This window comes from Sphingomonas sp. STIS6.2, assembly GCF_000732685.2.
Lineage (GTDB): Bacteria > Pseudomonadota > Alphaproteobacteria > Sphingomonadales > Sphingomonadaceae > Sphingomonas > Sphingomonas aerolata.
In genome coordinates, this window is record NZ_JPDP02000051.1 from 1 (window position 1) to 25,389 (window position 25,389).

The window sequence follows — 25,389 nt, forward strand, 5'->3', positions numbered from 1 at the left end:
CCCCCCCAGAAAAGACGATGCGCGAGCGGCGCGAGCGCGATCGTCCCCAGGCGGCCCATTCGGGCATGCTGGGGTCGGCCAAGCTCAATCCCTTCGGTGACCTCCACACGCTGCAGCATCTGTCCGCCCGGTTCGCGCGGACGTTGCGCGGCGTGTTCGAGCCGATGCTGCGCCAGGAAGTGCGCAGCTGGGCCGAGCCACTCGTCGTCCAGCGTTTTGCCGACTACCGGGCGGAGCGCGGCGACGGGCTGATCGCCTGGCTGCCGATGGTGATGACGCCGGGCGCCGCGCAGGCGCTGTGCGTGATGGACGGGCGATTCATCCTCGAGCTGCTCGACCTGTTCTTCGGCGGAACGGGCGCGGTACCACCGGTGCTGCCGGCCGAATTCTCGCCCGCGGGCGAAGCGATGATCGCGCGGATCGGCCAGCTGATCGCGACCCCGCTCAAGACCGCGTGGGAGCCGATGGCGCGGTTCGAGTTCCAGCCGACCCGTGTCGAGGTGAACCCGGCGATGATCGCCGAGCTCGACGGCGAGGATGCGATGATCGTCACCCGCTTCGGGCTGGCGACGGGGGCGGGCAAGCCGGTCTTTCTCGACCTCGTCTACCCGGTCACCGCGCTCAAGCCGCACGCGCCGTCGCTCACCACCAAGGTGCTCGGCAAGACCGCCGAGCCCGATCCGGCCTGGCGCAACGAGCTGACCCGCGCGGCGATGAACATCCGCTTCCCGATCCGCTCGGTGCTCGCCGAACCCGTCGTGTCGCTGCAGATGCTGATGGACCTGAAACCCGGCGACGTGATCCCGATCACGATCTCGGGCGACGTCCCCGTGATGGTCGGTAACGACCGGCTTGGCTGCGGCACGGTCGGCACGTCCAACGGCTTCGCCGCCATCCAGCTCACCTCCATTACCCGTATCGACGAAGGATTCGCAGCATGACCGACATGGCCGGTACTTTTCCGGTCGACGCCGCCGTGGCCGCCAATTTCAGGCTGCTACAGGACGTCGACGTCAAGCTGACCGTCGAAATCGGCTCGACCAGCCTGACGCTGCGCGAACTGCTCGCGCTGAGCGAAAGCAGCGTGATCGAGCTCGATCGCCAGGCCAACGAGCTGCTCGACGTGTTCGTCAACGGCACGCTGATCGGCCGCGGCGAGGTCGTCACCGTCGGGGAGCGGTTTGGGGTGCGGATGACCGAGCTGGTCAGCCCCGACAAGTCGCTCGCGGCGCGCGGCTGATCCGATGCTCTGGTCCTATATCCTGAAACTCGTCATCCTCCTGCCGCTCGTCTGCGGGCTGATGGTCGGCTGTCTGCTGCTGTGGCGCAAGTTCGAGAGCCGCATGCCCGGCAAGCCCACGTCGCGGCTGATCGGCGTCAAGGAAACGATGATGATCTCGCCGGGCCTGCGCCTCGCGGTGATCGATTTCGAGGGCCGGCGTCTGCTCGTCTCGGTCGGTCGCGGCGGCGTGCACCTGATCGACAAGGTCGACGCATGAGCCTGATCGTTACGCGCAAGGGGTCGGGCCCGGCGCTGATTACCGCTGTAGAGGTCAGGACGCAGTCGCGTGGCGCTGCGTGGCTGTGGGTCGGCCTCGCGCTGCTGGTCGCCCTGTTCCTCGCCATGCCGGCCTTCGCGCAGGCCGTCCCCGCCCCCGCCAGCCCGGCGGTCGGCGACGCGGTCGACCGCGCGCTCGGCCAGCTCGGTGGCCAGGCAGCGGGCAATAGCGGGCAGAGCGGCTCGCTGTCGCTGTCGCTGCAGGTCCTCATCATCATGGGGCTGCTCACGATCCTGCCGGGCATCCTGCTGATGATGACCAGCTTCACGCGGATCATCATCGTGCTGGCAATCCTGCGCCAGGCGCTCGGCCTGCAGCAAACGCCGCCCAACCAAGTGCTGCTCGGCCTGTCGCTGTTCCTCAGCTTCTTCATCATGGCGCCGACGATCACCCAAATCAACACGACCGCGATCCAGCCCTATGCCGCCGGCCAGCTCGCGGGCACGCAGATGATCACCACCGCGGGCGTCCCGCTCCACGCGTTCATGGTCAAGCAGACGCGGATCAAGGACGTCACGATGTTCGCCGAGATGGCGAAGTCGGGCCCCTATGCCTCGCCGCGCGACATCCCCTTCTCGGTCCTGCTGCCGGCGTTCGTCACCTCGGAGCTCAAGACCGCGTTCCAGATCGGCTTCCTGATCTTCCTGCCGTTCATCGTCATCGACCTCGTCGTCGCGACCGTGCTGATGTCGCTCGGCATGGCGATGCTGTCGCCGACGATCATCTCGATGCCGTTCAAGCTGCTGCTGTTCGTGCTCGTCGACGGCTGGGCGCTGACAATGGGCAGCCTCGCCAACTCGTTCGCGACCTGACCCGGTGGATGCACCCACACTCCCGTTCGTGCCGAGCGCAGTCGAAGCACATGAGTCCCAGGCCCTTGGACGTCAGCTCGAACGCCTGCCTTCCAGGCAGTCGATGGGCTCAGGGCGAACGGAAGCATCATAAGCCATGGACGCGCAATATTTCCTGACTATCGCCAACCAGACGATGTGGGTGCTGGCGCTCGCCAGCGCGCCGATCCTGATCCCGGCGCTGCTGGCCGGGCTGATCCTCGGCATGATCCAGGCGGCGACATCGATCAACGAACAGACGCTGTCGTTCGTGCCGAAGCTGCTCGTCGTCGCGGTGTCGATCATGATCTTCGGCAGCCTGATCCTCGGGCTGCTGAGCGACTTCACCGTCAGCATCTTCGAACGCATCCCCGATCTGGTGAAATAGGCAGGTGCTCGGCTTCGGCCTCTCAATCGAGCCGCAGCTCTGGGCACTGATGTTCGTCATGGTGCGGATCGGCGCGACGTTCATCGCCGCGCCGGTGTTCGGCAACGTGTCGGTACCCGTCACCGTGCGCGTCACGCTGTCGGGCGCAATCGGCTTCCTCGTGCTCGCCGCGCACCCGGTCCAGCCGCCACAGCAGATCTTCGCGACGGCGACCGTGCTCGCGGTCGCCGCCGAGGCGCTGGTCGGGCTCGCGCTCGGCTTCGTGCTGCAGATCGCGTTTGCCGCGCCGGTGATCGCCGCCGAGATCATCGGCGGGTCGATGGGCCTCGGCTTCGCCTCGTCGGTCGATCCGCAGAACGGCCGGTCGAGCCCCGCGCTCGGCCAGTTCTTCTCGATCATGCTGACCTTGCTGTTCCTGTCGATGGACGGCCACCTCGTGCTCGTCGAGATGCTCGTCAAAAGCTATGACGTGATGCCGCCCGGCGCCGCATGGCTCGGCGTCGACCGGCTGCGGGGGATCGCGTTCTTCGGCGGCTATGCGTTTCTCGCCGGGCTGCTGCTCGCGCTGCCGGTCGGCTTCCTGCTGCTGTGCCTCAACATCGTCGTCGGCATGATCAGCCGCGCCGCACCCGCGCTCAACCTGTTCTCGGTCGGCCTGCCTGCGAGCCTCGCGGTCGGCGTCGTCGCGCTCGCGGTCGGCTTCCCGGCGATGGGCGACTATATGGTCGTGATCATCCGCGAAGGCCTCGAAGCCACGCAGAGCCTGGTGCTCGGCTGATGGCGGACGAATTCGGCGAAAAGACAGAAGCCCCGACCGACAAGCGCAAGAAGGACGCGGTCGAGAAGGGCGACATCCTTCGATCGCGCGACTTTGCCACCGCGCTCAGCATGCTCGCGGGCGTCGCCTGGCTGATCTATGCCGGCCCCTCGCTGATCGCCGCGTGCAAGGCGGTGATGGCGTCGAGCTTCCAGTTCGGGCGCGCGGACGTCGAGGATTTCTCGCCCTGGCGCCCGCTCCAGGAAGCGGGGTGGAAGCTTGCGCCGTCGCTGGTCACGCTGTTCGTCGTCAGCCTCGTCGCCGCGGTGCTCAGCCAGGCGGGGCTTGGCTCGCTCGGCTTCAACGGCAAGCTGCTCGCGCCCAAGTTCACGCGCATCAACCCCACCTCGGGTCTCAAGCGGATCTTCGGCCCGACCGGATGGATCGAGCTCGGCAAGTCGCTGCTGAAGGTCGCGCTGCTCGGCACGATCGGCGGCTGGATGCTGTGGCAGGCATCGCACACGACGATGGGGCTCGCCTCGTCCGCCGATCTCAACCAGGCGCTGACGACGCTCGGCGGGACGTTCTCGTCGATCCTGATCGCGATGGCGTTCGGGCTCGTCGCGATCGCCGGGATCGACGTGCCGATCCAGATCATCCGCCGCCTCGGCAAGATGCGCATGTCGAAACAGGAGGTGAAGGACGAGCACAAGGACAATGAGGGCAATGCCGAGGCCAAGGGTCAGCAGCGCGCCAAGATGCGTGCGATGGCAAGCGGCAACATGCGCAAGGCGGTCGGCGAGGCGCATGTCATCCTGACCAACCCGACGCATTTCGCGGTCGCGCTGCGCTATGATCGCGGCAAGGACCAAGTGCCCGTCGTCGTCGCCAAGGGCCGCGGCGCGACCGCGCTGGCGATCCGCGAACTCGCCGCGGAGACCCGCGTACCCGTGCTCGAATATCCGCTGCTCGCGCGTGCCGTCTATTATACGAGCAAGGAGAACCAGGAGGTTCGCGACGACCTGTACATGGCGATCGCGACCGTCCTCGCCTTCGTCTTCGGGCTGAACGCGGCGGCGGGCGGCACGCCGATGCCGCAGCCCGCGATCACCGTGCCGGTCGATGCGCGGTTCGACGAAAACGGCGTGAAACTTCCCTAAAGATCCGGCGGCCGCGGTCGTTATTCCATTCGAGCGCGCAAGGATTCCGGCATGGCAATTTCGACGACGAGCAGCACCGCGACGCCAACCCCGGCGGCCACGCCGACGCCGACCGCGGCGAGCGTGACGAAGAACGCGGCGCAGTCGCTGCTGACCTCGCTCAATGCCGGCTCGGGGATCGACACCGCAAGCCTGGTGCCCTCGCTGGTCGAGGCGCAGTTCGCGGCCAAGACTGCGCAGCTGACCGCCAAGTCGAAGACGATCACCACGCAGATCTCGGGGCTCGCATCGCTGAAGAGCGCGATCTCGGGCTTCTCGACCGCCTATGCCGCGCTGGTGAAGGGCGGCACGCTGACCAGCCAGCCGACCAGCTCCAATACCGCCGCGCTCGGCGTCAGCGCGCTGGCGGGCGCGAAGGTCTCGGGGCTGTCGTCGACCATCTCGGTCAACCAGCTCGCCGGCGCGCAGACGATCCGCACCACCGCCGCGGTCGCCGATCGCACCGCGGTGATCGGCTCAGGCAGCTTCACGCTCAATTTCGGCACCGCCACCTATGACGCGGCGGGGACGACGATGACCGGCTTCACCGCAGGCGGTGGCACCGCGGTGACGATCGACGTCACCGACGCCAGCCTCGACGGGATCGCTGCGGCGATCAACGCGAAGGGCGCAGGCATCACCGCCTCGGTCGTGACCGATTCGAACGGCAGCGCCTATCTGTCGATGAAGGGCGCGACCGGCGCTTCACAGGCGTTCACGCTGAACGCGACGACGGACACGAGCGGCAAGCTGGCCGCCTATAATGTCGGGCCCGGCGCGACCAACACCAGCGTCACGGCGACGGCGCAGAATGCCAAGCTGACCGTCGACGGGATCGCGGTCGAGCGCGCGAGCAACACGATCAACAACCTGGTGACGGGCGTCAAACTGCAGCTCAACGCCGTGTCCACCGGCCCGGTCACGCTGGGCAGCACGACGCCGACCAGCGCGCTGTCGCAGGCGGTATCCGACGTCGTCGAGACCTATAACCAGGTCATGGCAACGCTGACCGAGCAGACCGACCCGGTGACCGGCGTGCTGCGCGCGGACCCGGCGGCAAAGACACTGTTGTCGTCGCTCAAGGCGCTGACGCTGGCGCCGCTGTCGGGCGACACCGGTGGCGGCAGCCCGACGACGCTCGCGCAGATCGGCGTCGCGACCAATCGTGACGGCACGTTGCGCGTCGATGCCGCCGCGCTGTCGAACGCGATGTTGACCAATTCGACCGCGATCGAGACGATGCTGAACGGCTCGGCGGACGGCAAGACGGGGCTTGGCGCGGTGCTGAACGCGATCACGACCAGCGCGACCAACACGACGTTCGGGCTCGGCGCCTCGCAGACGCGCTACACCGCCGCGCAATCCGCGATCGCCGATGCCGAGGCCAAGATCGCGGATCAGTCCGCGGCGATGACCACCCGCCTGACGCAGCAATTCTCGAGCATGAATTCGCGCGTGTCGTCGTACAAGTCGATCCAGAGCTTCCTCACCAACCAGATCGCCGCCTGGAACAAGAGCGACTCGTGATGTACGCAACCACCCTCACGCGCGACCCGTTCGCCACCTATCGCCAGATCGACGCGGTCGGCCGCACCACGACCGACGGCCCGGGCCTCGTCCAGCTGCTCTACAAGGAACTCGTCGCGGCGCTGCGTGCCGCCGCCTGGGCCTCCGACAATCGCCAATATGCGACCAAGAGCGACCGCGTGACCCGCGCGACCGCGATCCTGTTCGCGCTCGAAGCGGGGCTCGATTTCGACCGCGGCGGCGCGGTGTCGGAAACGCTCGCGCGGCTCTATGCAGGCGCGCGCCGGACGATCGTCGACGCATCGGTCGGCCAGGACGGCTCGATCTTCCGCACCACCGCGGACACGCTCGACGAGATCGCGCAGGCCTGGCGCACCGCCAGCGCGGCCTGAGCCGCTACCGTTCGAACCAGTGCCGCTGGACGAAGTAGATCACGATACCCAGCGCGATCACCAGGCAGCCGCCCGCGATCGCATCGAACGCCCAGGGCTCCTCGGCAAAGGGCAGCCCTTTCACGTTCATCCCGTACAGCCCGGTCAGGAACGTCAGCGGCAGGAACACCATCGCCGCGACCGAGATGATCAGCGAGCGATTGTCGATCTGTTCCGCGCGCAGGTCGGTCAGCGCCTCGTGCGTCAGCGCGGATCGCTCGCGGATCGATTCGAGCTCCTCGGCCATTCGCGCCGCGCGGTCCGCCGCCGCCGCCAGATGCAGCCGGTCGTCGTCGCGCAGCCAGTCGCCGGGCAACGCAGCCAGTTTCTCGAGCGCGGCACGCTGCGGATTGAGAAACCGGCGATAGCTGATCGCCGCCACGCGGACCTCACTGACGGTGCGGCGCAGGGCGAAGACATGCTTGGCGTCGAGGCGCTCCTCGCAATCGTCGAGCTCGTCGCCCAGCGCCGCCACCTCGGGGTCAAGATCGGTGGTGATCGCGGTCGCGAACGCGGTGATCAGGTCGCCGGGATCGCGCACCCGCCCCGCCTCGACCTCTTTTTCAACCAGCGGGATCGCGACCAGCGGCTTGCGCGTCAGCGAATAGACGCGTCCCTTGACCACCCAGATGCGCAGCGACGCGAGCAGGTCGGACGAATCCATCTCCTCGTTCGTCCGCCCGCGCAGGTTGAGGAACGCCCCCTCGCCGACTGCCTCGCAACGCGGCCGCGTCTCGGTCGCGGTCAGTGCGTCGATCACATAGGATTCGAGCCCGGCCTCGTCGCGAAGCCAGGCCTGCGCCTCGTCCTCGGTGGTCGACAGATGCACCCAGACCAGATCGCCGCTCGCGGCCGGCGCCGCCTCGACCGCGAGCCGCGACGCGACTCCGTCAGCGACCTTGAACCCGAACCCGCTCACGCGCGCATCGCCACATCGACAACCAGCCCCGAACCCTGCGCATCGGGCGGCGCATCGCACGGGATCCGTGCCGCATCCGCGCGCGCGCGATCGAGGATCGCCGGGGGCACGTCGCTGCGGTGATAGACCCGGTCGGCGCTGGCAAGTGCCCGCGCCTGCCGCAATGTCAGATCGTCGGGGTCACGCGATGCGAGCGTCATCCGCACGATCGCCCCGTCCTGCACCGATCCCCGGTCGAGCCAGCCGGCCACGTCGCGCGACGGTCCGAGCGGATCGAGCACGCCCCCCGGCGCAAGCGCATCGGCCAGCGCACGCCGTCTCGCACCGCCATCGGGGAAGCGCGTACGCATCGCGCCCCGCGCGCGCTGCAGTGCGCTTGCCAGCCCGCCCAGATCCGCCGGCACCAGCGCCTCGAGCCGCTGCCGCAATGCCGCCGCCAGCCCGGCCGACGCGCCGCCGGTCCCGATCGCGATCAGCACCGGCTCGCGGTCGACGATCGCGGGCAGCGTGAAGTCGCAATGCTCGGACCGGTCGACCGCATTGACGAGCACACCGCGCGCCTTGAGCCGCGCGACCGCCTCGAGCGCCTCCGCCTCGTCGTCGATCGCGACGATCGCCAGCGCGGCCATGGCGGCCTCATCGGTGACGACGTGCGCGCCGGCGCGGTCGAGCAGCCGGCGTTTCGCATCCGCCGCCTCGCCCTCGCCCAGCAGGATGACCGGGCGACCCGCCAGCCGCACGAACAGCGGCAGGCTGTGCAGGCTCACCGCTTGAGCCATTCGGGAACGCGCTCGGCGGCCAGGATCGTCTCGGGCTCGATCCGGTCGGCGACCACCGCGAACCGGTCGCCATCGACCAGCACCTCGGGCACCAATGCGCGGCTGTTATAGGTCGACGCCATCGTCGCGCCGTACGCGCCCGCGGTGCGGAACACGCCCAGATCGCCCGACTTCACGACGTCGATGTCACGCCCCATCGCAAAGGTGTCGCCGGTCTCGCACACCGGCCCGGCGATGTTCGCGGTCATCCGCTCGCCGCCCGGCTCGACCGCGACGAAGTCGTGATAGGCATCGTACATCGCGACGCGCGCGAGGTCGTTCATCGCCGCATCGACGATCACATAGGGGTTGGTGACGCCCGGCTTCACCCAGATGACCTTGGTCAGCAGCACGCCGGCATTCCCTGCGATCACGCGCCCCGGCTCGAACATCAGCTCGACGTCCCAGCCGGCGGTCGCACGTGCGACCATCGCGCCATAGTCGGCCGGGCTCGGCAGCACGTCGTCGGGCTTGTACGGTACGCCGAGACCGCCGCCCAGATCGACCCGGCTGATGACGTGCCCCGCCGCGCGCAGTTCGGCGACGAGTTCGCCGATCCGCGCATAGGCCGCCTCGAGCGGGGCGAGATCGGCGAGCTGGCTGCCGATATGGATCGCCACCCCGCGCAGGTCGAGCCCGTCATGCCGGGCCAGCCGATCGAACATCGCCGGTGCCTGGTCGATCGGCACGCCGAACTTGTTCTCCTTGCGCCCGGTCGAAATCTTGGCGTGCGTGCCCGCATCGACATCGGGGTTCACGCGCAGCACCGCCGGTGCACGAATACCGCGATCGCGGGCGAGTGCGGCAAGCACCTCGCCCTCCTCCTCGAGCTCGAGGTTGAACTGGCCGATCCCGGCATCGAGCGCGCGGGCGAGCTCGTCGCGGGTCTTGCCGACGCCCGAAAACACGATGTCGGACGCGGGAATGCCCGCCGCCAGCGCGCGCGCCATCTCGCCCGCCGACACCACGTCCGCGCCGTAACCCTCGTCTGCCAGGACGCGCAGCACGGCGACGTTCGGATTGGCCTTGATCGCATAGGCCAGATGCACGCGCCCCGCGCCTTTCAGCGCATCGCGGAACACCTGCGCATGACGGCGGAACGTCGCGGTCGAATAGACATAGACGGGCGTCCCGACCGCCTCGGCGATCGCGGGAAGCGCGACGTCCTCGACATGAAGGACGCCGTCGCGATAGTGGAAATGGTCCATGCTGGCCTGTGATCAGTTGGAAGGCGGCAGGTTGAATTCGTCGCTCCGCCGCTCGCGCGAGCTGGTGAGCAATTCATCACTGCGTTCGGGGCGCTGCTGCGGCGTCGGTGTCAGCAGCGCGGTCGGCGTCGGTGTCGTCTTCGCCCCGTAAGGCGCGACCGGCAGCGATTTGCCGGGCGCGGGTTCGAGCCCGTCGGCCGCCCCGCAGGCGGTCAGCGACAGACCCGACAGGGTCAGCCCGGCAAGAAGGATCAGGCGTGTCATTCGCTCGTCTCCCGTGCGGCGCGGATCGCGGCGCGTACATTGTCGGGCGCGGTGCCGCCGAAGCTGGTCCGGCTGGCGACCGACGCATCGACCGACAATACGCCGTAGACCCGGTCATCAATCCGCGCATCGATCGCCTGCAGATCCTCGATCGACAAAGCGTCGAGCGCGATGCCCAGATCCTCCGCGCGTTTCACCGCACGTCCCGTCACATGGTGCGCCTCACGGAACGGCAGCCCCGCCTCGCGCACCAGCCAGTCGGCAAGGTCCGTCGCGGTCGCAAAGCCCGCCTCGGCCACCGCGCGCATCCGCTCGGTCCGGAACGTCGCGCTCTCGACCATCCCGGTCATCGCCGCGATCGACAGCGCGAGCAGGTCGTGCGCCTCGAACACCGGCGGCTTGTCGTCCTGCATGTCCTTCGAATAGGCGAGCGGCAGGCCCTTCATCGTCACCATCAGCGCGGTCATGCAGCCCATGATCCGCCCCGAATGCCCACGCACGAGCTCGGCGGCATCGGGATTGCGCTTCTGCGGCATGATCGAGCTGCCCGTCGACCACTGGTCGCTGAGCGCGACGAAGCCGAAGGGCTGCGACGCCCAGAGCACGAATTCCTCCGCCAGCCGCGACAGGTGCAACGCGCACTGGGTGGCCGCGACGAGGTAATCGAGCGCGAAGTCGCGGTCGCTGACCCCGTCCAGGGAATTGGTCATCGGCCCGTCGAAGCCGAGCGCATGCGCGGTCATCTCGCGGTCAATCGGAAAGCCCGTCCCCGCCAGCGCCGCCGAGCCGAGCGGCGAGCGGTTCATTCGCACGCGCGCATCCGCAAACCGGCTGACGTCGCGCGCGATCATCGCGTGATACGCCATCAGGTGATGGCCGAGCGTCACCGGCTGCGCGGATTGCAGATGCGTGAACCCCGGCATCACGCTCGCCGCATGCTCCTCGGCCCGCACGAGCAGCGCCGCCTGGAACCCGCCGAGCGCCGCCAGCACCTGGTCGATCGCATCGCGGACCCAGAGCCGGAAGTCGGTCGCGACCTGGTCGTTGCGCGACCGCGCGGTGTGCAGCCGCCCCGCGACCGGACCGATCGCCTCGGCCAGCCGCGCCTCGGTCTGCATGTGGATATCCTCGAGGACGAGGTCCTCGGCGACGCCATTGGCAGCATAGTGCTCGGCGACGCGGTCGAGACCCGCAGCGATCGTCGCGGCGTCCTCGGCCGACACGATACCGCGTGCGCCGAGCATCGCGACATGCGCCTTGGAGCCGGCGATGTCCTGCTTCCACAGTCGCTTGTCGAAGGGGATCGAGGCGTTTATCTCCCGCATGACCGCGGCCGGACCCTCGGCGAAGCGTCCACCCCACATCGCATTGGAGCCGTCCATGTCCTCCCCTTCTCTGCTCTCAAGGGCGTCGATCGTCTGTCTCCTGGGTAGCGCAATGCTGATTGCGGGCTGCGATAGGAAATCGCCGGCTCCGGAGCAAGCAAACGCGGCAGGCGCCGCGATGGGCAATGGCGCCGCATCGGACGAAGTCGCGGCCTCGCCCGACGAAGCGACCGGCACCCCCGTCGCCCCGGTCGACAAGATCGACCGCAGCCACAAGGGCGAGACGGGGCCGACGTCCAGCTTCACCGCCCCCGGTGGAAAGTCCGTCACGCTCGCCAGCTTCAAGGGCAAGCCGCTGCTGCTCAACCTGTGGGCGACCTGGTGCGCGCCCTGCGTCGCCGAGATGCCGACACTCGACGCGGTCGCGGGCGCAATGAAGGACAAGGTCCAGGTCGTCGCGGTCAGCCAGGACCTTCAGGGCGCCGAGAAGGTCACGCCGTTCTTCGCGCAAAAGGCGTTCACGACGCTGAAACCCTATCTCGACGCCAAGGCCTCGCTCAGCATCGCCTATCAGGCGAACCTGCCGACCACGATCCTCTATGATTCGGACGGGCGCGAGGTCTGGCGCATGCTGGGTGGCTATGAATGGAACACCCCCGCCGCGGCAAAGTTGATCGCCGAAGCCCGCTGAACGCCCCGCACGACGACGCGCCGCTCCGCCGCGAAAGCAGGACGGGCGCGTCATCGGCATTCAGGGTAAGCGCACCCTTCTGTATCACGCGTGTCGCTTGTTCTGCATCTCGTCCGTGCGCCTCAGCTCCCATTGGGATCCTAAGGAACATCCGACGCCAGACACGAAAACTCCTGCTGCCTGCTTGCTGACTAGCCCGCGAGCACCGCGCGGATGCGATCGGCCATATCGGGATCGACCGGGTTGTAGACGATCATCCCCAAGTCGGGGCGACCATCGACCGCAAAGCCCGAATATTCCAGCTCCATCGCGCCCAGAACGGGGTGGTGCAGCCGCTTGGTGCCCTCGCCGTGGAAGCGCACGTAATTGTCCCCCATAGAGCCGCGAATTCGGGACTAGTCGCGCACAGCTCGGTGACGAGCTGGCCGACCTCGAACAGCGATTCCCTTCCGCGCGATTGCCGAGACGATCGGCGAGACCTTCAGCCTGCCCGTGACGTCGGTAAGCGCAGACGAAGCCAGCGCGCATTTCGGCTGGCTCGCCGCCTTCGTGTCGAAGGACATGTCGGCGTCGAGCGCGCTGACCCGCGAGCGGCTGGGCTGGAACCCCGACGGGCCGACGCTGCACGCCGACATCCGCGCGATGACGGGCAGGACGTGACACCACGGGCGGCGAGGAAGCGGTCATCCCAGGATCCGCAATGCTTCGGCATGGAGTGCCGGAGTCGCGGCGACCAGCACCGCGCCGCCTTCCTCCGCCCGCCCTCCGTCGAGCCGCGTGACGACACCGCCCGCGCGCTCGATGATCGGGATCAGCGCGACGATGTCATAGGGCTGGAGCAAGGGCTCGATCGCGAGGTCGATCCGGCCTGCCGCGATCATCGCCATCGCATAGCATTCGCCGCCATAACGGATCATCCGCACAGCCGCCTTCAACCGTGCGAAACCGGGCGCGAGGTCGTCGCCGAAATGCTCGGGCGAGGTGGTGTGCAGGATCGCGCGATCGAGGCTGCCGACGTCGCGCGTCGCCAGCGGTCGGCGCACACCGTCCCGCTCGGTCCACGCGCCGTCGCGATCCGCCCAGAAGCGTTCGCGCGTGAAGGGCTGGCTCATCATCCCCAGCTCGGCACGTCCGTCGACCGTCAGCCCGATCAACGTCCCCCAGACGGGCAGGCCGCAGATGAACGGCCGCGTGCCGTCGACCGGATCGAGCACCCATCGAACACGCCCGCTGCCCGTCAGCCCGAATTCCTCGCCGAGGATGGCATGGTCGGGGAAATGCGCACCGATCTCTGCGCGGATCGCGATCTCCGCCTCCCGGTCCGCCTCGGTCACGGGGTCGAAGCTATACCCCTCCTTCACCTTGATATCGACCGCGATGTCGGTGCGGTAGCGGGGCATCGTCTCGGCATCGGCAAGGTCGGCAAGGCGATGCAGGAAGGCAGTGTCGGGAAGGATCATGATCTACGTCCATTGGCGGTGGCGGCCTTCGCGCACAGCGGCACGAAACACAGAAGGGCCGTGAGCAGCCAGAAGGCGGCGGGCAGGCCGATGCCCTGCGCGACAAAGCCGATCACGGCGGGACCCGCGAGGATCCCCGTGTAACCGATCGTCGTGACCGCGGCGATCGCAAGACCCGCCGGCATGACGGTCTGCTTGCCAGCCTGGCGGAACAGGATCGGCACGACGTTCGACGCGCCAAGACCGATCAGCAGGAACCCCAGGAGCGCGACCGATGCGACCGGCGCAAGCAGCATGACGCCGTAGCCAAGCAGCGAGAGCAGCCCGCCCCACAGCATCGTCCGCCGATCCCCGAGCCTCGCGACGATCGCGTCGCCGGTCAGCCGGCCGGCGGTCATCGCCACCGCGAAGACGCTGTAGCCCAGTCCCGCCTGCGTGACCGGTAACAGGCCCTTGCCGCTCAGCAGCAACGCCCCCCAGTCGAGCATCGCGCCTTCGGTCAGGAAGGTGATCGCCGCGAGCGCCGCGAGCAGGATCACGATCCCGCGCGGGATCACGACCAGCGGGGCCTCTTCGGTCCTGGGGGTCGGGATCAGCCGGGGCGCGGCCAGTGCCAGCGTCGCGATCATCAGGACCGATGCTGCGACGACCCCGGCGCCCGGACTGATCTTCAACGACAGGACGGCGGTCAGCAGCGCCGATCCGACGAAGCCGCCGACGCTGAACAACCCGTGGAACCCGGACATCAGCGGCGTGCCGGCCTGCTTCTCCACTTCGACCGCGTGCACGTTCATGCCGACTTCGATCACGCCGAGGAACGCACCGAACAGCAGCAGCGCGACCGCCATGGTCGGCACCGTGGGCGCAAAGGCGAGGAAGGGCAGCAGGATCGCCTGCCCGATGCCGCCGACGAGGATCGCCGGTCGCGCGCCCAGCTTCGAGGTCAGCGGCCCCGCAAGCTGCATCGCGCCCACCGAGCCGAGGCCGAGACACAGCAGCAGCAGCCCGAGCGATCCGTCCCCGATCGCCAGCCTCTGCTTGGCAAGTGGAACGAGCGGTGCCCAGCAGGCGAGCCCGAAGCCCGACACGAGAAAGGCCAGGCGCGTCGCAAGGCGCGCCCCGGAATTTTGAATCGTCACTGCGGATATCCTTGGATCAGCGCTGGCCGCGCGGGTCTTGCGGGTCGGCACGCGCGATGGTGGCGCCGGCTTTCGTCAGATCACGCACAAGGTCGGCATCGGCGTCGTGCTCGACGACGATCTGCGTAAGGGCATCGACGCCGAGGACCCGGTGCGGGGCGTGCTGGCCGAGCTTGTCGTTCGTCGCGAGGACGATCGTGCTGCGGCTGTGCGCGTTCAGCGCGCGTTTGAAACTGGCGTCGGCCGGGTCATAGGCACTGACGCCCCCCTTGGCGGATACCGCGCACGCGCCGAGGACACACAGGTCGATATTGAGCCGCGCGATCGCCTCGAGCGCCGTACCATCGACGGCGCCGCCGATCATCCGGTCGATCATGCCCCCCACCACCAGCAGATCGATGTCGTCGCGATGCTGGAGCGCCGCGGCGATCGTTACCGAACTCGTCGCAATGGTCAGATTGAGATAGGACGGCAGCGTCTCGACAAGGGCGAGATTGGAACTGCCGTTGTCGATGAAAACAAGGCTGCTCGGTTCGATGACCCGAACGGCGGCGTCAGCCAGCGCCCGCTTCCTGTGCACATCCTCGCCGACGCGCTCGGCCATCGGCCTCGCCCCTTCGACGACGGGCAAGGCGCCGCCATAGACGCGGCGACACAGGCCCTCCGCGGCAAGACCCCGCAGATCCCGCCGGATCGCATCCTCGGAAACGCCGAACTCCTTGGCAAGCGCACCAGCATGAACCGGTTCGCCCAGGGATAGGCGGGCAAGGATCGTATCGCGACGGCTGGACGGGATGTCATTGGGCATCCGCTGTTCCTAGCCCTCGTACCGTGCACAAACGAGAGAGATACCCATCAATCATGCATGAACGGGCATTGTGCCTACATCGTGCAAACGATGGCTCCCCATTTTCCATTTCGTGGATGCAAAATCGGGAAGCGTACAAACCTGCTGGCTGTAAGCGCCTCGGGCGAAGCCGCTGTCCTCTCAGGGGCTTCCGACGGGGTAAGCGCCTCAGGTCGACCCCCTAGACTCACGGTACACGGCCTCAATATTGTTGCCGTCGGGATCGTACATGAAGGCTGCATAATAGCCCTCGGGATAGCCATCCGAACGCAGACCGGGTGCGCCGTTATCCACCCCTCCCGCCGCCAGCCCGTGGCGGTAAAAGTCTTCGACAGCTTCGCGCGATGTAGCGCGGAACGCCGTGTGTTGCCTCGCGCCGGTTGGATGGAAAACGTCGAGCCAGAACGCGGGATATTCGGTACCGAAAGCGACGCCTGCCAGGTCGGCGTCCCCATCGTTGGCCAGCCCCATAGTCGCGTTGATCCGCATGACGACTTTAGCCCCGAGGGGGCGAAGTGCTGCTTCGTAGAACCGCGCAGATCGAACGATGTCAGTGACACCGATGCCGGTATGATCAAGGAGCCAATTGGAAGCGTCTGCCATCGGATCTCTCCACCAGATTGCTGCTCGTTGTCTTATCAGACCATGCCCGGCAAAATCGTCGCTTCGCAAGCTCAACTGGGTTCGTCGCGCTTCCCAAAGTGCCTTAACCTTCGGCAAAGACGCCGCGTTCGGTGTGGCTAGCTACGCCCCCCCCTCAGATGCTGCCGTTCCGCTTGCCGCTCCGCCCCGAATATTCCGCGTCCTCCCCATTGCGAATGGTCGGCCGATATGGAATTCTACAGCGATGATGACCAGCACTGGGGGATGTCAGTGTGGCGCGGTGCGGTTCCGGATTGACGCTGATCTGGAAGACGCCTCCATCTGCCATTGTCGAATGTGCCAGAAGGCAACGGGCGGACTGTTCGGACCTTATGTCGGAGCGCCCTTGTCTGCCGTGACCTGGACCCGCGGTCAGCCCGGTCATTTTCAGAGTTCGAATAAGGCTCGTCGTGGGTTTTGCCGGGATTGTGGCACGCCGCTCACCTTCGAATATGGTGAGGGAAGCATCAGTTTCACGCTCGGTGCCATGGACGAACCACGCCTGGTTCATCTGACCGAACAGCTCGCGTCGTCCGAGCGCATCGCCGACTTTCAGGCATTGGCCAATTTCCCCGAACACCCGCTAGATGAGCCACGAGCGGCGGAGCATCTGGCAGGAATTAGATCCCTTCAGCATCCTGACCATGATACCGTTGCGTGGCCACCGAAGACATAGACCGCAGTCCGCTTTCTTGCGGTTCCGATCCGTCGCTTGACGCAGCAGAGCATGCGCCTGCAATCTGCTGACACTTCCCGTGATGTAAGGACACGATGATGGTTCTCATGTTGGCGCTCCTGCTCGCAGCACCGCAAGGATGCATCGATACACGCCGCGAATGCCGCGCCTGCACCACGACCGATGGCAAGCAGGGTTGCTCGAATCCGGGCATCGCGTGCCAGCCTCTGACCCGCCTGTGTCGCCCGAACACCGACAAAGCCGCCGCGGAACGCCCCAAGACTGCAAAGCCAGACCACCGCTGAGTCCGCAGTGATGGTCCAAACCCACAAATGGGGCATCAGCAACTATGCGGCAGAACTGCACCCGGCCGATCCCAAAGGACGGCACGCCGTCGCATACCTCTGTCATGGAGGTTCGGTCTCGGCGTCGAAGGGTGAAGCGCTGGATGCCCCGTGAGGATTCGAACCTCAATAGGCGGTATCAGAAACCGCAGTCTTACCATTAGACGACGGGGCATCAGCGAGGGCGCGATCTAAGCGGGGGTTTGCGCCGTGTCAACGCCCTGATGGTGCCAATTCGCCACGTCGCTTGCGTAATCGCCGCGCTGCGCTACATTCGTCGCCAAGCACCGGGCGGGTATTTTCCCGCGGCGGCAGATATAGATAGTGAGTTTTACGGCGATGGGGGATGTTTCCGCCCGAATGCCGTCCCGGCAGGCTGGTCCTGCCCGTCCGGCGGCGACCCGGCCCGGTCGAGGGCGGTGGGCCGATGCGCAGGCGTTTGCCGCGCTGGATCTCGGCACCAACAATTGCAGATTGCTGATCGCGCGCCCGCAGGCCGGCGGATTCGCGGTGATCGACGCGTTCTCGCGGATCGTCCGGCTCGGCGAGGGGCTCGCGTCCACCGGGCAGCTGAGCGACGCCGCGATCGAGCGCACGATCGCCGCGCTGCGCGTGTGTTCGGACAAGCTGAAGCGCCGCAACGTCACGCTGGCGCGCTCGGTCGCGACGGAAGCCTGTCGCCAGGCGCGCAACGGCCCCGCCTTCATCGCCCGCGCGCTTGCCGAGACAGGCATCCATCTCGACATCATCACCGCGGAGGAAGAGGCGCGGCTGGCCGTGCTCGGCTGCCATGCGCTGATCGAACCCGGCAACGACCCCGCACTGATCTTCGACATCGGCGGCGGTTCGACCGAGCTCGTGCTGGTCGATACGTCGACGCCGATCCCGACCGTGCTCGACTGGCATTCTGCCCCCTGGGGCGTCGTGTCGCTGACCGAACATGCGGGCGGCGGCAAGGGCGAGGCGGGCCGGCGCGCAGCCTATGCGCGGATGCGCCAGGTCGTCGCGGACAGCATCGCGCCGTTCGCCGCGCGGCTGCCGCTCGACGTCGAGCGCCCCCGACTGCTCGGTACCAGCGGCACCGTGACGACGCTGGGCAGCGTGCATCTCGGGCTCAGCCATTATGACCGGTCGGAGGTCGACGGGCTGATCGTGCCCGCCAGCGCGATGCGGCGGATCAGCGCGGACTTGTCGCACATGGCGATCGAGGAACGGGCGAAGCTCGCCTGCATCGGAAACGAGCGCGCCGACCTGGTGGTCGCGGGCTGCGCGATATTGGAGACGATCATGGACATCTGGCCCGCCGAACGGCTCGGCATCGCCGACCGCGGCATTCGCGAGGGCATATTGCGCCGCCTGATGGGGAGCCCCAGGCCATGAGCCGCGGCGGCTCGGGCGGGCACACCCGCGTCCTCACCGCACGCAAGCGGACCGCGCAGTCGACGCGCTGGCTCGAACGCCAGCTAAACGACCCGTACGTCAAGCGCGCCAAGGCGGAGGGCTATCGCAGCCGTGCGGCGTACAAGCTGACCGAGCTCGACGAACGGTTCGAGGTCATCAAGGGGTCGAAGCGTGTCATCGACCTCGGCATCGCGCCGGGTGGCTGGGCACAGGTGATCAAGCGGCGCCTGCCCAAGGCGGCGGTGGTCGGGATCGACCTGTTGCCGGTCGATCCGATCGACGGCGTGACGATCTTCCAGATGGATTTCATGGACGACGCGGCGCCCGCGATGCTGATCGACGCGCTCGGCGGCGCGCCCGACCTGGTGCTGTCGGACATGGCCGCGAACACCGTCGGCCATCCGCAGACCGACGCGCTCAGGACGATGGCGCTGGTCGAGGCGGCGCTCGATTTCGCCTGTGACGTGCTGGAAAAGGGCGGGACCTTCGTGTCGAAGGTGTTCGCGGGCGGCGCTGATTCTGCGCTGGTCGCCGAGATGAAGCGCAACTTCACCAGCGTGAAGCACGCCAAGCCGCCGGCGAGCCGCAAGGGCTCGGTCGAGTGGTTCGTAGTGGCGCAGGGGTTCAAGGGGCGATCGGTCGATCGGGAGCGCTGATCGACCGATCGAACCGGCCTACCCCGTTCGTGCTGAGCGTAGTCGAAGCACCTCGAGTCCCATGCCCTTCGACTACGCTCAGGGCGAACGGTGCGGGCGGTGACGCACGGTGCGGGCGGTGACGCACGGTGTGGGATGGCGACCGGTGTCGGGGTGGCGACCGGTATGAGGGTTGCGACCGGTGGCCATCGGGACGGCGAATGCGAACCGCCCCCGTTACCCCCCGCCTCACCCCCAACGACACCCGCAAAGAAAAGGCCCGCGGACCTTCAGGTCCACGAGCCTTTCAATCACACCAACCAAGCGATGCCGAAGCATCGTTCGCCGGAAACCGATCAGGGTCAGATCACAACATGGCCCGGCTAGCGCCGCACCACGTCCGTGCGATCAACCTTCGTAATCGGCACCCAGATTCTGGTTGCGCGGCGGGGCGGCGGCGGTGAGGCGCAGCGCCTCGGCCGATGCCGCGAGGCTGCCGACGGCATCGACCTCGTCGTCATCGTCGAGACGAACCTTCTGCAGGCCCTGAATGACCGATTCCTTGAGATGCGCGGGCTTGACGTTCTCGTCGGCGATCTCGCGCAGCGCGACCACCGGGTTCTTGTCGCGATCGCGGTCAAGCGTCAGTTCGGCGCCGCCCGAGATCTGCCGCGCACGCTGCGCTGCGAACAGCACCAGGTCGAACCGGTTGGGGATCTTGTCGACACAATCTTCGACGGTAACGCGCGCCATGACGCTTCCTTCGCAACAAACACCGATAGGGAGAACACAGGCGCCTACCCACACCGCGCCACAAAGTCAAGATTTTGCCGGTTGGGTGTCCGGCGCTACCCCGTGTCGCCCCGCCGCAAGGTTGCATCGGCCCGATGCTATGTCCACTACCCCGGGCCATGACCATGCCCGCCCCCGAGCTCGATCGCACCACGACCCCGCAGGCGGCGAAGTCGGTCTTCACCGTCGATGGCAACCGGCTGACCCTGCTTGAGGCGGGCCCCGAACGCCTGACGGCGCTGATCGGGCTGATCGACGGCGCGCGGCAGTCGCTGCGCATCCTCTATTACATCTATGCCGACGACGATGCCGGCCAGCGCGTGAACGCGGCGATGATCGCGGCGGCGAAACGCGGCGTGACGGTCGCGCTGATCGTCGACGGCTTCGGCAGCGACGATGCGGCGAGCGCCGATTTCTTCGACCCGCTCGAAGCCGCCGGAATCGCGGTGTGCCGGTTCTCCGCACGATTCGGCCGGCGATATCTGCTGCGCAATCACCAGAAGCTCGCGCTGGCGGACGGCGAACGAGACGACGCACGGATCATCGTCGGCGGCTTCAACGTCGAGGATGACTATTTCGGCACCATCGCCGACAACGCCTGGCGCGATCTCGGCCTGCTGATCGAAGGCCCGGCCGCGGGGCGGCTGACGGGCTATTTCGATGCGTTGAGCAGCTGGATCCACCAGCCCAAGGGCAAGCTGCGCAAACTGAACCATGCGCTGCGCCGGTATAGCGAGACGCAGGGGCCGACACGCTGGCTGATCGGCGGACCGACGCGGCGGCTGTCACCCTGGGCGCGGGCGGTCCGCGACGACATGCGCCGCGCGACGCGGATCGACATCATCGCCGGCTATTTCACCCCGAGCCCGACGATGTTGCGCAGGCTCGATCGTGCCGGGCGTCGCACCGACCGCGTGCGCATCGTCACCGCCGCGAAATCGGACAACAACGCGACGATCGCCGCCGCGCGGTTCACCTATGCCGGACTGTTGCGCAAGGGCGTTCACGTCTTCGAATATCAGCCGACCAAGCTGCACACCAAGCTGTATGTCATCGACGACGCGGTCCATATCGGCTCCGCCAATTTCGACATGCGCAGCCTGTTCATCAACATGGAGCTGATGATCCGGATCGAGGATCCCGACTTCGCTGCGCATGTCCGCCGCTATGTCGACGCCGAAATCGCCGCCTCGACCGAGATCACGCCGGCGCTCTACAAGGCAAAGACCGGTTGGCTGCAGCGCGTAAAGCAGTTCGGCGCCTATTTCGTGGTCGCGGTCGTCGACCCCAATGTCTCGCGCGGATTGAACTTCGGGATCGAGGACTAGGACGCCGCTGAACGGCGGCGCCCGTTACTGCGCCGCCGTGCCGCCGACCGTCAGCCCGTCGACCAGCAGCGTCGGCTGCCCGACACCCGCCGGCACCGACTGCCCGCCCTTGCCGCACATACCGATACCCTCGTCGAGCGCGAAGTCGTTGCCGATCCCGCGCACCTTGGTCAGCGAGCTGGGGCCGTCGCCGATCAGCGTCGCGCCCTTGATCGGCGCGCCGAGCTTGCCGTCCTCGACCAGATACGCCTCGGTGCAGCTGAACACGAACTTGCCCGACACGATGTCGACCTGCCCGCCGCCGAACGCCTTGGCGAAGATGCCCTTCTTGACGCGGCTCAGCAGCTCGGCGGGATCGTCGTTGCCCGCCTTCATGAAGGTGTTGGTCATCCGCGGCATCGGCGCGTGCGCATAGCTTTCGCGGCGGCCATTGCCGGTCGCCTCGACCCCCATCAGCCGCGCGTTGAGCCTGTCCTGCATATAGCCCTTGAGGATGCCCTCCTCGATCAGCACGGTCTCACGCGTCGGCGTGCCCTCGTCGTCGATCGTCAGCGAGCCGCGGCGATCCTGGAGCGATCCGTCGTCGACCACGGTCACGCCCTCGGCCGCAACGCGCTCGCCGATGCGGCCCGAAAATGCCGACGTGCCCTTGCGGTTGAAATCGCCCTCGAGCCCGTGGCCGATTGCCTCGTGCAGCAGGATGCCGGGCCAGCCATTGCCGAGCAGCACGGTCATCTCGCCTGCCGGCGCCGCGAGGGATTCCAGATTGACCAACGCCTGCGACAGCGCCTCGTCGATCGCCCGGTTGTACGTCTCGGGCTGGAAGAGGTCGGTGTAGAGATAGCGGCCGCCGATGCCGTAGCTGCCCGTCTCGCGACGACCATTCTGCTCGGCGACGATCGACACGTTGAGCCGCACCAATGGCCGCACGTCGGTCGCGACGAAGCCGTCGGCGCGGACGATCTCGACGACCGACCATGTTCCCGACAGGCTGACCGACACCTGCGCCACACGCGGATCGCGTGCGCGCGCGGCGGCGTCGATCGTCTGGCACAGGTTCACCTTGTCCGCGAACGGCACGAGGTCGAGCGGATCTGCGGCGGTGTAGCGGTGGCGGTTGGTGCCCTGGGGCGGGCCGGCCTTGGCGGCAACGCCCGGCTCGATCAGCGCCATCGTCTCCGCGGCGCGGCGGATCGCGGCGGGGGTCATCTCGTTCGAATGCGCGAACGCGGTCATCTCGCCCGACACCGCGCGCAGGCCGAAGCCCGAGCTGGTGTCATAGGAGGCGGTCTTCAGTCGGCCGTCGTCGAAGCCGAACGCCTCCGCCTTGCGGTACTGGAGATAGAGTTCGCCGTCATCGGCCTTAGCGAGCGCCTTGGCGGTCAGCGCCTGCGCCTGCTCGGGGTCGAGCGTGTCGCGGTAGAGGAACGAGCGGGGGTCTGCAGCTATCGTCATCCGATAGATATAAGCGGCTTAGCGCCCTGCGCCATCCCCATGGTCGCGCAATGTCGACTGGTCCGCGCCATCGGCGGCCCCGCCGACCAGGATGAAGCGCCGGTCGCAATAGCCGCAATCGACATAGCCGGTCTCGTCGATCTGCAACCAGACGCGCGGATGGCCGAGCGCTGCGCCGCCGGGAATGTCGGTGGCGCCATCGCAGGCGACGCGGGCGTGGGTGACGCGGGTGGTTTCGAGCGGCGGATGCATGCGGGCGCGATAGCAAGCGCGGGCGGGGCGGGCAATTGGTTCTTCGGAGGTGATAGGAAGGAAGGATTTGTTCACGCGGAGGCGCGGAGGTGTTGCGCTTGTCGCGAAGCGACCTTCACATCAGGAATGGCGGAACACGGAGTGGGTCTCCCGACCGACAGGCTGGATACGACATCTCCGCGCCTCCGCGCGAACAAATCTTCTTTGCGACCCCCGAGGGGATGACCCGCCCTCCCCGCGCCGCTATGCCGCAGCCATGACCGAAGCCGCGATCGCCATCACCAATCTCTGCAAGACCTACGCCCCCGTTGGCACGGCGGCACCCAAGCGCGCGCTCGACGGGGTGACGTTCGACGTCCCGCGCGGCCAGATCTTCGGGCTGCTCGGTCCGAACGGTGCGGGCAAGTCGACGCTGATCAACATCCTGGCGGGGCTCGTCAACAAGACCGACGGCAGCGCCGCGATCTGGGGCTTCGACATTGACGCCCACCCGCGCAACGCCAAGGCGTCGATCGGCATCGTCAACCAGGAGATCCTGTTCGACCCGTTCTTCTCGCCGTTCGAGACGCTCGAGATCCAGGCTGGGCTCTACGGCGTGCCCAAGGCGAAGCGCCGGACGATGGAACTGCTCCGCGCGGTGCATCTGGAGGACAAGGCGCACGCCTATGCCCGCACGCTGTCGGGCGGCATGAAACGCCGGTTGATGGTGGCCAAGGCGATGGTCCATTCGCCCCCCGTCCTCGTCCTCGACGAGCCGACCGCGGGCGTCGACATCGAACTGCGCCAGCAGCTCTGGACCTATGTCCGCAGCCTCAATGCAGCGGGCGTCACGGTGATCCTGACGACGCATTATCTCGAGGAAGCCGAAGAGCTCTGCGACCGGATCGCGATCATCAACAACGGCCGCCTGATCGCCAACGAGCCGACCCGCGAACTCGTCGGCAAGGCGCAGGAAAAGATCGTCGCCGTCACCGTCGACCGCGACGTCGGCACGGTCCCGGCGAACGCCTGCTTCCAGAAAATCGCGCTCAAGGGCACGCGCACGCTCGAAATCACCTATGCCAAGGACCGCGTCAACGCCGGCGAAGTCCTCGCCGCGGTCCAGTCGGGCGGCTTCGGCATTGTCGACGTCTCGACCAAGGAACCCGATCTCGAGGACGTGTTCCTCAGCCTCACCCGCGCCGCCAACGCCTGAGCGCGCGCGGCCCCGGGCGCAGCGCCGGGGCCGGTTCGGCTTACGCCGTGGGGCAGACCACCGTCGTGCCCTGGCCACGGTTGCTCAGCGTGGCGCGGTAGAAGAACGAGTCGCTGCCATAGGTCTGGTTGGGGCCGAACACGAGATCGACCTTGTCGCCGATTTCGAGGCCGAACTTGACCCCGTTGACCGTGGCGGTGTCGACGACGATCCCCGAGGCGACGGTCACGCCATTGCGGGTGATCCGGTAATCGACGCCGTCGCCCGTATTCGCCTTGCTGAAACAGGCGGACAGTTCGACCAGCATCGCGCGCGGCGCGGTATAGCGGATCACCGCGCGGATCGGGTTCGCGCCATCGCCTGCCGGTGCGGCGGTGGTATTGTTGATGCGCAGCGGCTTTGACCAGCGATCGCCGAAATGGCTCGCGAAATCGGTGTCGAACACGCCGAGCCGGGTATCGACATTCGCCTTGTCGCGACGCCAGTAGCTCCAGGATCCGCTGCCATATTGCAGCATCGTGTCGGCAACGACCTGCGACGCAGTGATCGTGTAGCCGGTGGCGCCGCTGACGATCAGCGGCTCGGACCCGATCTTGACCGGACCAGCGGGCAACGCCACCCCGTACATGTCGCGAACAACACCGCCGGTGAAGCTGATCGTGCCGCGCAGCCCCCATACGACCCAGCGATCGGCACCGATCCGGTAGAGGTTGAACGGCTGGTCCCCAGTATCGACCCGCACCGGCTGGCCGTATGGCAACAGCGAATCGATGACGTTGCGATAGGCCCTGCCCTGCGGCTTGATCAGCGATCCGGTAAACAGCCCCATATACGGAAAATGAGTCTGTTCGACGAGCGCGTACCAGGAGGCATGCCGGACCCCGGCGGCATAGAGCTCGACGACCGATTTCACCAAACCGGCCGAGGCGCGCCGCGTATCGGCATATCCAAAGCTGAATTCCGTCGCCCAGATCGGCTTTGGCGTCCCGTAGCGGCTCATGGCGGCGTTGAGATTGGCAATCTCGAAATCAATCCCTTCGGCATCGGGGCGATAGGGATGGACCGCGACGCCGTCGATCACGTCGAGCATGCCGACCGCGAACAGCGAGGTCAGGAACCCCGTCCCGATCACGTTGGTCGATCCGCCGAGGATCGCGACCTGCGGATTGGCGGGCTTCACCCGGGCATAGTGCACGCGCAGCATGTCGACATAGGCGCGGAACTTGTCGACGCCGGCCGGATAATCGAGCGCGCCGGCACTGTTGATTTCGTTGCCGACCTCGATCGCCACGACACAGGATCCGAAC

Annotated in this window: 30 protein-coding genes and 1 tRNA gene; 16 read left to right on the forward strand and 15 right to left on the reverse strand. The window is 67.2% G+C overall.

Annotated elements, in window-relative coordinates; genetic code table 11:
- Positions 1-17 precede the first annotated feature (17 nt).
- From sphst_RS09730 to sphst_RS09770, 9 genes are all read left to right on the forward strand, one after another.
- Positions 18-941: a flagellar motor switch protein FliM gene (locus sphst_RS09730; RefSeq protein WP_107045466.1), complete on the forward strand. Its 924-nt coding sequence runs from the start codon at positions 18-20 to the stop codon at positions 939-941.
- The gene (gene fliN / locus sphst_RS09735) at positions 938-1,240 is read left to right on the forward strand and encodes a flagellar motor switch protein FliN (protein ID WP_031394024.1); all 303 of its coding nucleotides are present in this window, start codon (positions 938-940) and stop codon (positions 1,238-1,240) included. The genes sphst_RS09730 and fliN overlap by 4 nt, the downstream gene beginning before the upstream one ends.
- A gap of 4 nt (positions 1,241-1,244) precedes the next feature.
- Positions 1,245-1,499 (forward strand): flagellar biosynthetic protein FliO, encoded by a 255-nt coding sequence (locus sphst_RS09740; RefSeq protein ID WP_031394023.1) that lies wholly within the window; start codon positions 1,245-1,247, stop codon positions 1,497-1,499.
- Positions 1,496-2,371 (forward strand): flagellar type III secretion system pore protein FliP, encoded by an 876-nt coding sequence (gene fliP / locus sphst_RS09745; protein WP_107045467.1) that lies wholly within the window; start codon positions 1,496-1,498, stop codon positions 2,369-2,371. Before sphst_RS09740 ends, fliP begins: the two co-directional genes overlap by 4 nt.
- A gap of 136 nt (positions 2,372-2,507) precedes the next feature.
- The gene (fliQ, locus tag sphst_RS09750; protein WP_031395965.1) at positions 2,508-2,777 is read left to right on the forward strand and encodes a flagellar biosynthesis protein FliQ; all 270 of its coding nucleotides are present in this window, start codon (positions 2,508-2,510) and stop codon (positions 2,775-2,777) included.
- A 4-nt stretch (positions 2,778-2,781) separates the two neighbouring features.
- Positions 2,782-3,555: a flagellar biosynthetic protein FliR gene (gene fliR, locus sphst_RS09755; protein WP_031395964.1), complete on the forward strand. Its 774-nt coding sequence runs from the start codon at positions 2,782-2,784 to the stop codon at positions 3,553-3,555.
- On the forward strand, positions 3,555-4,694 hold the full coding sequence (flhB, locus tag sphst_RS09760; protein WP_056409646.1) for a flagellar type III secretion system protein FlhB: 1,140 nt from the start codon (positions 3,555-3,557) through the stop codon (positions 4,692-4,694). The genes fliR and flhB overlap by 1 nt, the downstream gene beginning before the upstream one ends.
- Positions 4,695-4,745: 51 nt before the next feature.
- Positions 4,746-6,260 carry a flagellar filament capping protein FliD gene (gene fliD / locus sphst_RS09765; protein WP_031395963.1) on the forward strand — a complete coding sequence of 505 codons (1,515 nt, stop codon included), beginning with the start codon at positions 4,746-4,748 and terminating at the stop codon, positions 6,258-6,260.
- Complete coding sequence (locus sphst_RS09770) at positions 6,260-6,652, forward strand: flagellar export chaperone FliS (RefSeq protein ID WP_043158241.1); 393 nt, start codon at positions 6,260-6,262, stop codon at positions 6,650-6,652. Before fliD ends, sphst_RS09770 begins: the two co-directional genes overlap by 1 nt.
- A gap of 4 nt (positions 6,653-6,656) precedes the next feature.
- Here sphst_RS09770 and sphst_RS09775 read toward each other — a convergent pair whose 3' ends face one another.
- The 5 genes from sphst_RS09775 to argH are packed head-to-tail and all read right to left on the reverse strand — an operon-like array spanning position 6,657 to position 11,264.
- Positions 6,657-7,610, reverse strand: coding sequence for a zinc transporter ZntB (locus sphst_RS09775; RefSeq protein ID WP_056409642.1), 954 nt, complete (start codon positions 7,608-7,610; stop codon positions 6,657-6,659).
- A complete protein-coding gene (locus tag sphst_RS09780; protein ID WP_056409640.1) occupies positions 7,607-8,377 on the reverse strand; it encodes a precorrin-2 dehydrogenase/sirohydrochlorin ferrochelatase family protein in 771 nt (256 codons plus the stop codon). The genes sphst_RS09775 and sphst_RS09780 overlap by 4 nt, the downstream gene beginning before the upstream one ends.
- Positions 8,374-9,636 (reverse strand): diaminopimelate decarboxylase, encoded by a 1,263-nt coding sequence (lysA, locus tag sphst_RS09785; RefSeq protein WP_056409638.1) that lies wholly within the window; start codon positions 9,634-9,636, stop codon positions 8,374-8,376. Before lysA ends, sphst_RS09780 begins: the two co-directional genes overlap by 4 nt.
- Positions 9,637-9,648: 12 nt before the next feature.
- Positions 9,649-9,900, reverse strand: a complete 252-nt coding sequence (locus tag sphst_RS09790) for a hypothetical protein (protein ID WP_031394336.1) — start codon at positions 9,898-9,900, stop codon at positions 9,649-9,651.
- Positions 9,897-11,264, reverse strand: a complete 1,368-nt coding sequence (argH, locus tag sphst_RS09795; protein WP_031394335.1) for an argininosuccinate lyase — start codon at positions 11,262-11,264, stop codon at positions 9,897-9,899. The genes sphst_RS09790 and argH overlap by 4 nt, the downstream gene beginning before the upstream one ends.
- Before the next feature lie 139 nt (positions 11,265-11,403).
- Between argH and sphst_RS09800 the strand changes: the two genes are divergently transcribed.
- Positions 11,404-11,916 (forward strand): TlpA family protein disulfide reductase, encoded by a 513-nt coding sequence (locus sphst_RS09800; RefSeq protein WP_320466497.1) that lies wholly within the window; start codon positions 11,404-11,406, stop codon positions 11,914-11,916.
- A gap of 191 nt (positions 11,917-12,107) precedes the next feature.
- On the opposite strand, the gene sphst_RS09805 is transcribed toward sphst_RS09800, so the two are convergent.
- Positions 12,108-12,278 (reverse strand): MmyB family transcriptional regulator, encoded by a 171-nt coding sequence (locus tag sphst_RS09805; protein WP_234387550.1) that lies wholly within the window; start codon positions 12,276-12,278, stop codon positions 12,108-12,110.
- Positions 12,279-12,408: 130 nt separating this feature from the next.
- Between sphst_RS09805 and sphst_RS20465 the strand changes: the two genes are divergently transcribed.
- Entirely contained in the window at positions 12,409-12,576 is a 168-nt protein-coding gene (locus sphst_RS20465) for a hypothetical protein (protein WP_156360518.1), read from the forward strand.
- 23 nt (positions 12,577-12,599) lie between these two features.
- Here the strand turns inward: sphst_RS20465 and hisN are convergent, their stop codons facing one another.
- The 4 genes from hisN to sphst_RS09825 form a co-directional block, all read right to left on the reverse strand.
- Positions 12,600-13,376 (reverse strand): histidinol-phosphatase, encoded by a 777-nt coding sequence (gene hisN / locus sphst_RS09810; RefSeq protein WP_031394332.1) that lies wholly within the window; start codon positions 13,374-13,376, stop codon positions 12,600-12,602.
- A complete protein-coding gene (locus sphst_RS09815) occupies positions 13,373-14,515 on the reverse strand; it encodes an MFS transporter (protein WP_107045468.1) in 1,143 nt (380 codons plus the stop codon). The genes hisN and sphst_RS09815 overlap by 4 nt, the downstream gene beginning before the upstream one ends.
- Positions 14,516-14,531: 16 nt before the next feature.
- Entirely contained in the window at positions 14,532-15,323 is a 792-nt protein-coding gene (locus tag sphst_RS09820) for a DeoR/GlpR family DNA-binding transcription regulator (RefSeq protein ID WP_031394155.1), read from the reverse strand.
- Positions 15,324-15,530: 207 nt separating this feature from the next.
- Complete coding sequence (locus sphst_RS09825; protein ID WP_031394156.1) at positions 15,531-15,965, reverse strand: VOC family protein; 435 nt, start codon at positions 15,963-15,965, stop codon at positions 15,531-15,533.
- Positions 15,966-16,212: 247 nt separating this feature from the next.
- On the opposite strand from sphst_RS09825, the gene sphst_RS09830 reads away from it, so the two are divergent.
- Positions 16,213-16,680: a GFA family protein gene (locus sphst_RS09830; RefSeq protein WP_261362622.1), complete on the forward strand. Its 468-nt coding sequence runs from the start codon at positions 16,213-16,215 to the stop codon at positions 16,678-16,680.
- Between the two features lie 445 nt (positions 16,681-17,125).
- On the opposite strand, the gene sphst_RS09835 is transcribed toward sphst_RS09830, so the two are convergent.
- Positions 17,126-17,199: transfer RNA gene (locus sphst_RS09835), tRNA-Gln, on the reverse strand.
- Positions 17,200-17,384: 185 nt separating this feature from the next.
- Between sphst_RS09835 and sphst_RS09840 the strand changes: the two genes are divergently transcribed.
- Positions 17,385-18,404 (forward strand): Ppx/GppA phosphatase family protein, encoded by a 1,020-nt coding sequence (locus tag sphst_RS09840; protein WP_031439729.1) that lies wholly within the window; start codon positions 17,385-17,387, stop codon positions 18,402-18,404.
- The gene (locus tag sphst_RS09845) at positions 18,401-19,081 is read left to right on the forward strand and encodes an RlmE family RNA methyltransferase (protein ID WP_031393473.1); all 681 of its coding nucleotides are present in this window, start codon (positions 18,401-18,403) and stop codon (positions 19,079-19,081) included. Before sphst_RS09840 ends, sphst_RS09845 begins: the two co-directional genes overlap by 4 nt.
- 387 nt (positions 19,082-19,468) lie before the next feature.
- On the opposite strand, the gene rpoZ is transcribed toward sphst_RS09845, so the two are convergent.
- Complete coding sequence (gene rpoZ / locus sphst_RS09850; RefSeq protein ID WP_031393474.1) at positions 19,469-19,813, reverse strand: DNA-directed RNA polymerase subunit omega; 345 nt, start codon at positions 19,811-19,813, stop codon at positions 19,469-19,471.
- Between the two features lie 164 nt (positions 19,814-19,977).
- Between rpoZ and sphst_RS09855 the strand changes: the two genes are divergently transcribed.
- The gene (locus sphst_RS09855; RefSeq protein WP_051916283.1) at positions 19,978-21,180 is read left to right on the forward strand and encodes a phospholipase D-like domain-containing protein; all 1,203 of its coding nucleotides are present in this window, start codon (positions 19,978-19,980) and stop codon (positions 21,178-21,180) included.
- 24 nt (positions 21,181-21,204) lie between these two features.
- Here the strand turns inward: sphst_RS09855 and tldD are convergent, their stop codons facing one another.
- Entirely contained in the window at positions 21,205-22,635 is a 1,431-nt protein-coding gene (gene tldD / locus sphst_RS09860; protein WP_031393476.1) for a metalloprotease TldD, read from the reverse strand.
- Positions 22,636-22,653: 18 nt separating this feature from the next.
- Complete coding sequence (locus sphst_RS09865; protein WP_031393477.1) at positions 22,654-22,887, reverse strand: zinc-finger domain-containing protein; 234 nt, start codon at positions 22,885-22,887, stop codon at positions 22,654-22,656.
- A 256-nt stretch (positions 22,888-23,143) separates the two neighbouring features.
- Here sphst_RS09865 and sphst_RS09870 point away from each other — a divergent pair, with 256 nt between their 5' ends.
- Positions 23,144-24,082, forward strand: coding sequence for an ABC transporter ATP-binding protein (locus sphst_RS09870; protein WP_031393478.1), 939 nt, complete (start codon positions 23,144-23,146; stop codon positions 24,080-24,082).
- Positions 24,083-24,122: 40 nt separating this feature from the next.
- Here sphst_RS09870 and sphst_RS09875 read toward each other — a convergent pair.
- Positions 24,123-25,389 (reverse strand): hypothetical protein (locus sphst_RS09875; protein ID WP_199848945.1); only part of this gene is annotated, 1,267 nt, incomplete at its 5' end.

Coding starts and splice junctions, on each gene's coding strand:
- fliN (WP_031394024.1), top strand. CDS start 938: ATGACCGACATGGCCGGTACTTTTCCGGTCGACGCCGCCGTGGCCGCC.
- sphst_RS09800 (WP_320466497.1), top strand. CDS start 11,404: ATGGGCAATGGCGCCGCATCGGACGAAGTCGCGGCCTCGCCCGACGAA.
- sphst_RS09740 (WP_031394023.1), top strand. CDS start 1,245: ATGCTCTGGTCCTATATCCTGAAACTCGTCATCCTCCTGCCGCTCGTC.
- fliQ (WP_031395965.1), top strand. CDS start 2,508: ATGGACGCGCAATATTTCCTGACTATCGCCAACCAGACGATGTGGGTG.
- sphst_RS09730 (WP_107045466.1), top strand. CDS start 18: ATGCGCGAGCGGCGCGAGCGCGATCGTCCCCAGGCGGCCCATTCGGGC.
- tldD (WP_031393476.1), bottom strand. CDS start 22,635: ATGACGATAGCTGCAGACCCCCGCTCGTTCCTCTACCGCGACACGCTC.
- sphst_RS09845 (WP_031393473.1), top strand. CDS start 18,401: ATGAGCCGCGGCGGCTCGGGCGGGCACACCCGCGTCCTCACCGCACGC.
- lysA (WP_056409638.1), bottom strand. CDS start 9,636: ATGGACCATTTCCACTATCGCGACGGCGTCCTTCATGTCGAGGACGTC.
- fliP (WP_107045467.1), top strand. CDS start 1,496: ATGAGCCTGATCGTTACGCGCAAGGGGTCGGGCCCGGCGCTGATTACC.
- sphst_RS09840 (WP_031439729.1), top strand. CDS start 17,385: ATGCCGTCCCGGCAGGCTGGTCCTGCCCGTCCGGCGGCGACCCGGCCC.
- sphst_RS09870 (WP_031393478.1), top strand. CDS start 23,144: ATGACCGAAGCCGCGATCGCCATCACCAATCTCTGCAAGACCTACGCC.
- sphst_RS09820 (WP_031394155.1), bottom strand. CDS start 15,323: ATGCCCAATGACATCCCGTCCAGCCGTCGCGATACGATCCTTGCCCGC.
- fliD (WP_031395963.1), top strand. CDS start 4,746: ATGGCAATTTCGACGACGAGCAGCACCGCGACGCCAACCCCGGCGGCC.
- rpoZ (WP_031393474.1), bottom strand. CDS start 19,813: ATGGCGCGCGTTACCGTCGAAGATTGTGTCGACAAGATCCCCAACCGG.
- sphst_RS09770 (WP_043158241.1), top strand. CDS start 6,260: ATGTACGCAACCACCCTCACGCGCGACCCGTTCGCCACCTATCGCCAG.
- flhB (WP_056409646.1), top strand. CDS start 3,555: ATGGCGGACGAATTCGGCGAAAAGACAGAAGCCCCGACCGACAAGCGC.
- hisN (WP_031394332.1), bottom strand. CDS start 13,376: ATGATCCTTCCCGACACTGCCTTCCTGCATCGCCTTGCCGACCTTGCC.
- sphst_RS09855 (WP_051916283.1), top strand. CDS start 19,978: ATGCCCGCCCCCGAGCTCGATCGCACCACGACCCCGCAGGCGGCGAAG.
- sphst_RS09825 (WP_031394156.1), bottom strand. CDS start 15,965: ATGGCAGACGCTTCCAATTGGCTCCTTGATCATACCGGCATCGGTGTC.
- sphst_RS09790 (WP_031394336.1), bottom strand. CDS start 9,900: ATGACACGCCTGATCCTTCTTGCCGGGCTGACCCTGTCGGGTCTGTCG.
- sphst_RS09830 (WP_261362622.1), top strand. CDS start 16,213: ATGACCAGCACTGGGGGATGTCAGTGTGGCGCGGTGCGGTTCCGGATT.
- sphst_RS09865 (WP_031393477.1), bottom strand. CDS start 22,887: ATGCATCCGCCGCTCGAAACCACCCGCGTCACCCACGCCCGCGTCGCC.
- argH (WP_031394335.1), bottom strand. CDS start 11,264: ATGTGGGGTGGACGCTTCGCCGAGGGTCCGGCCGCGGTCATGCGGGAG.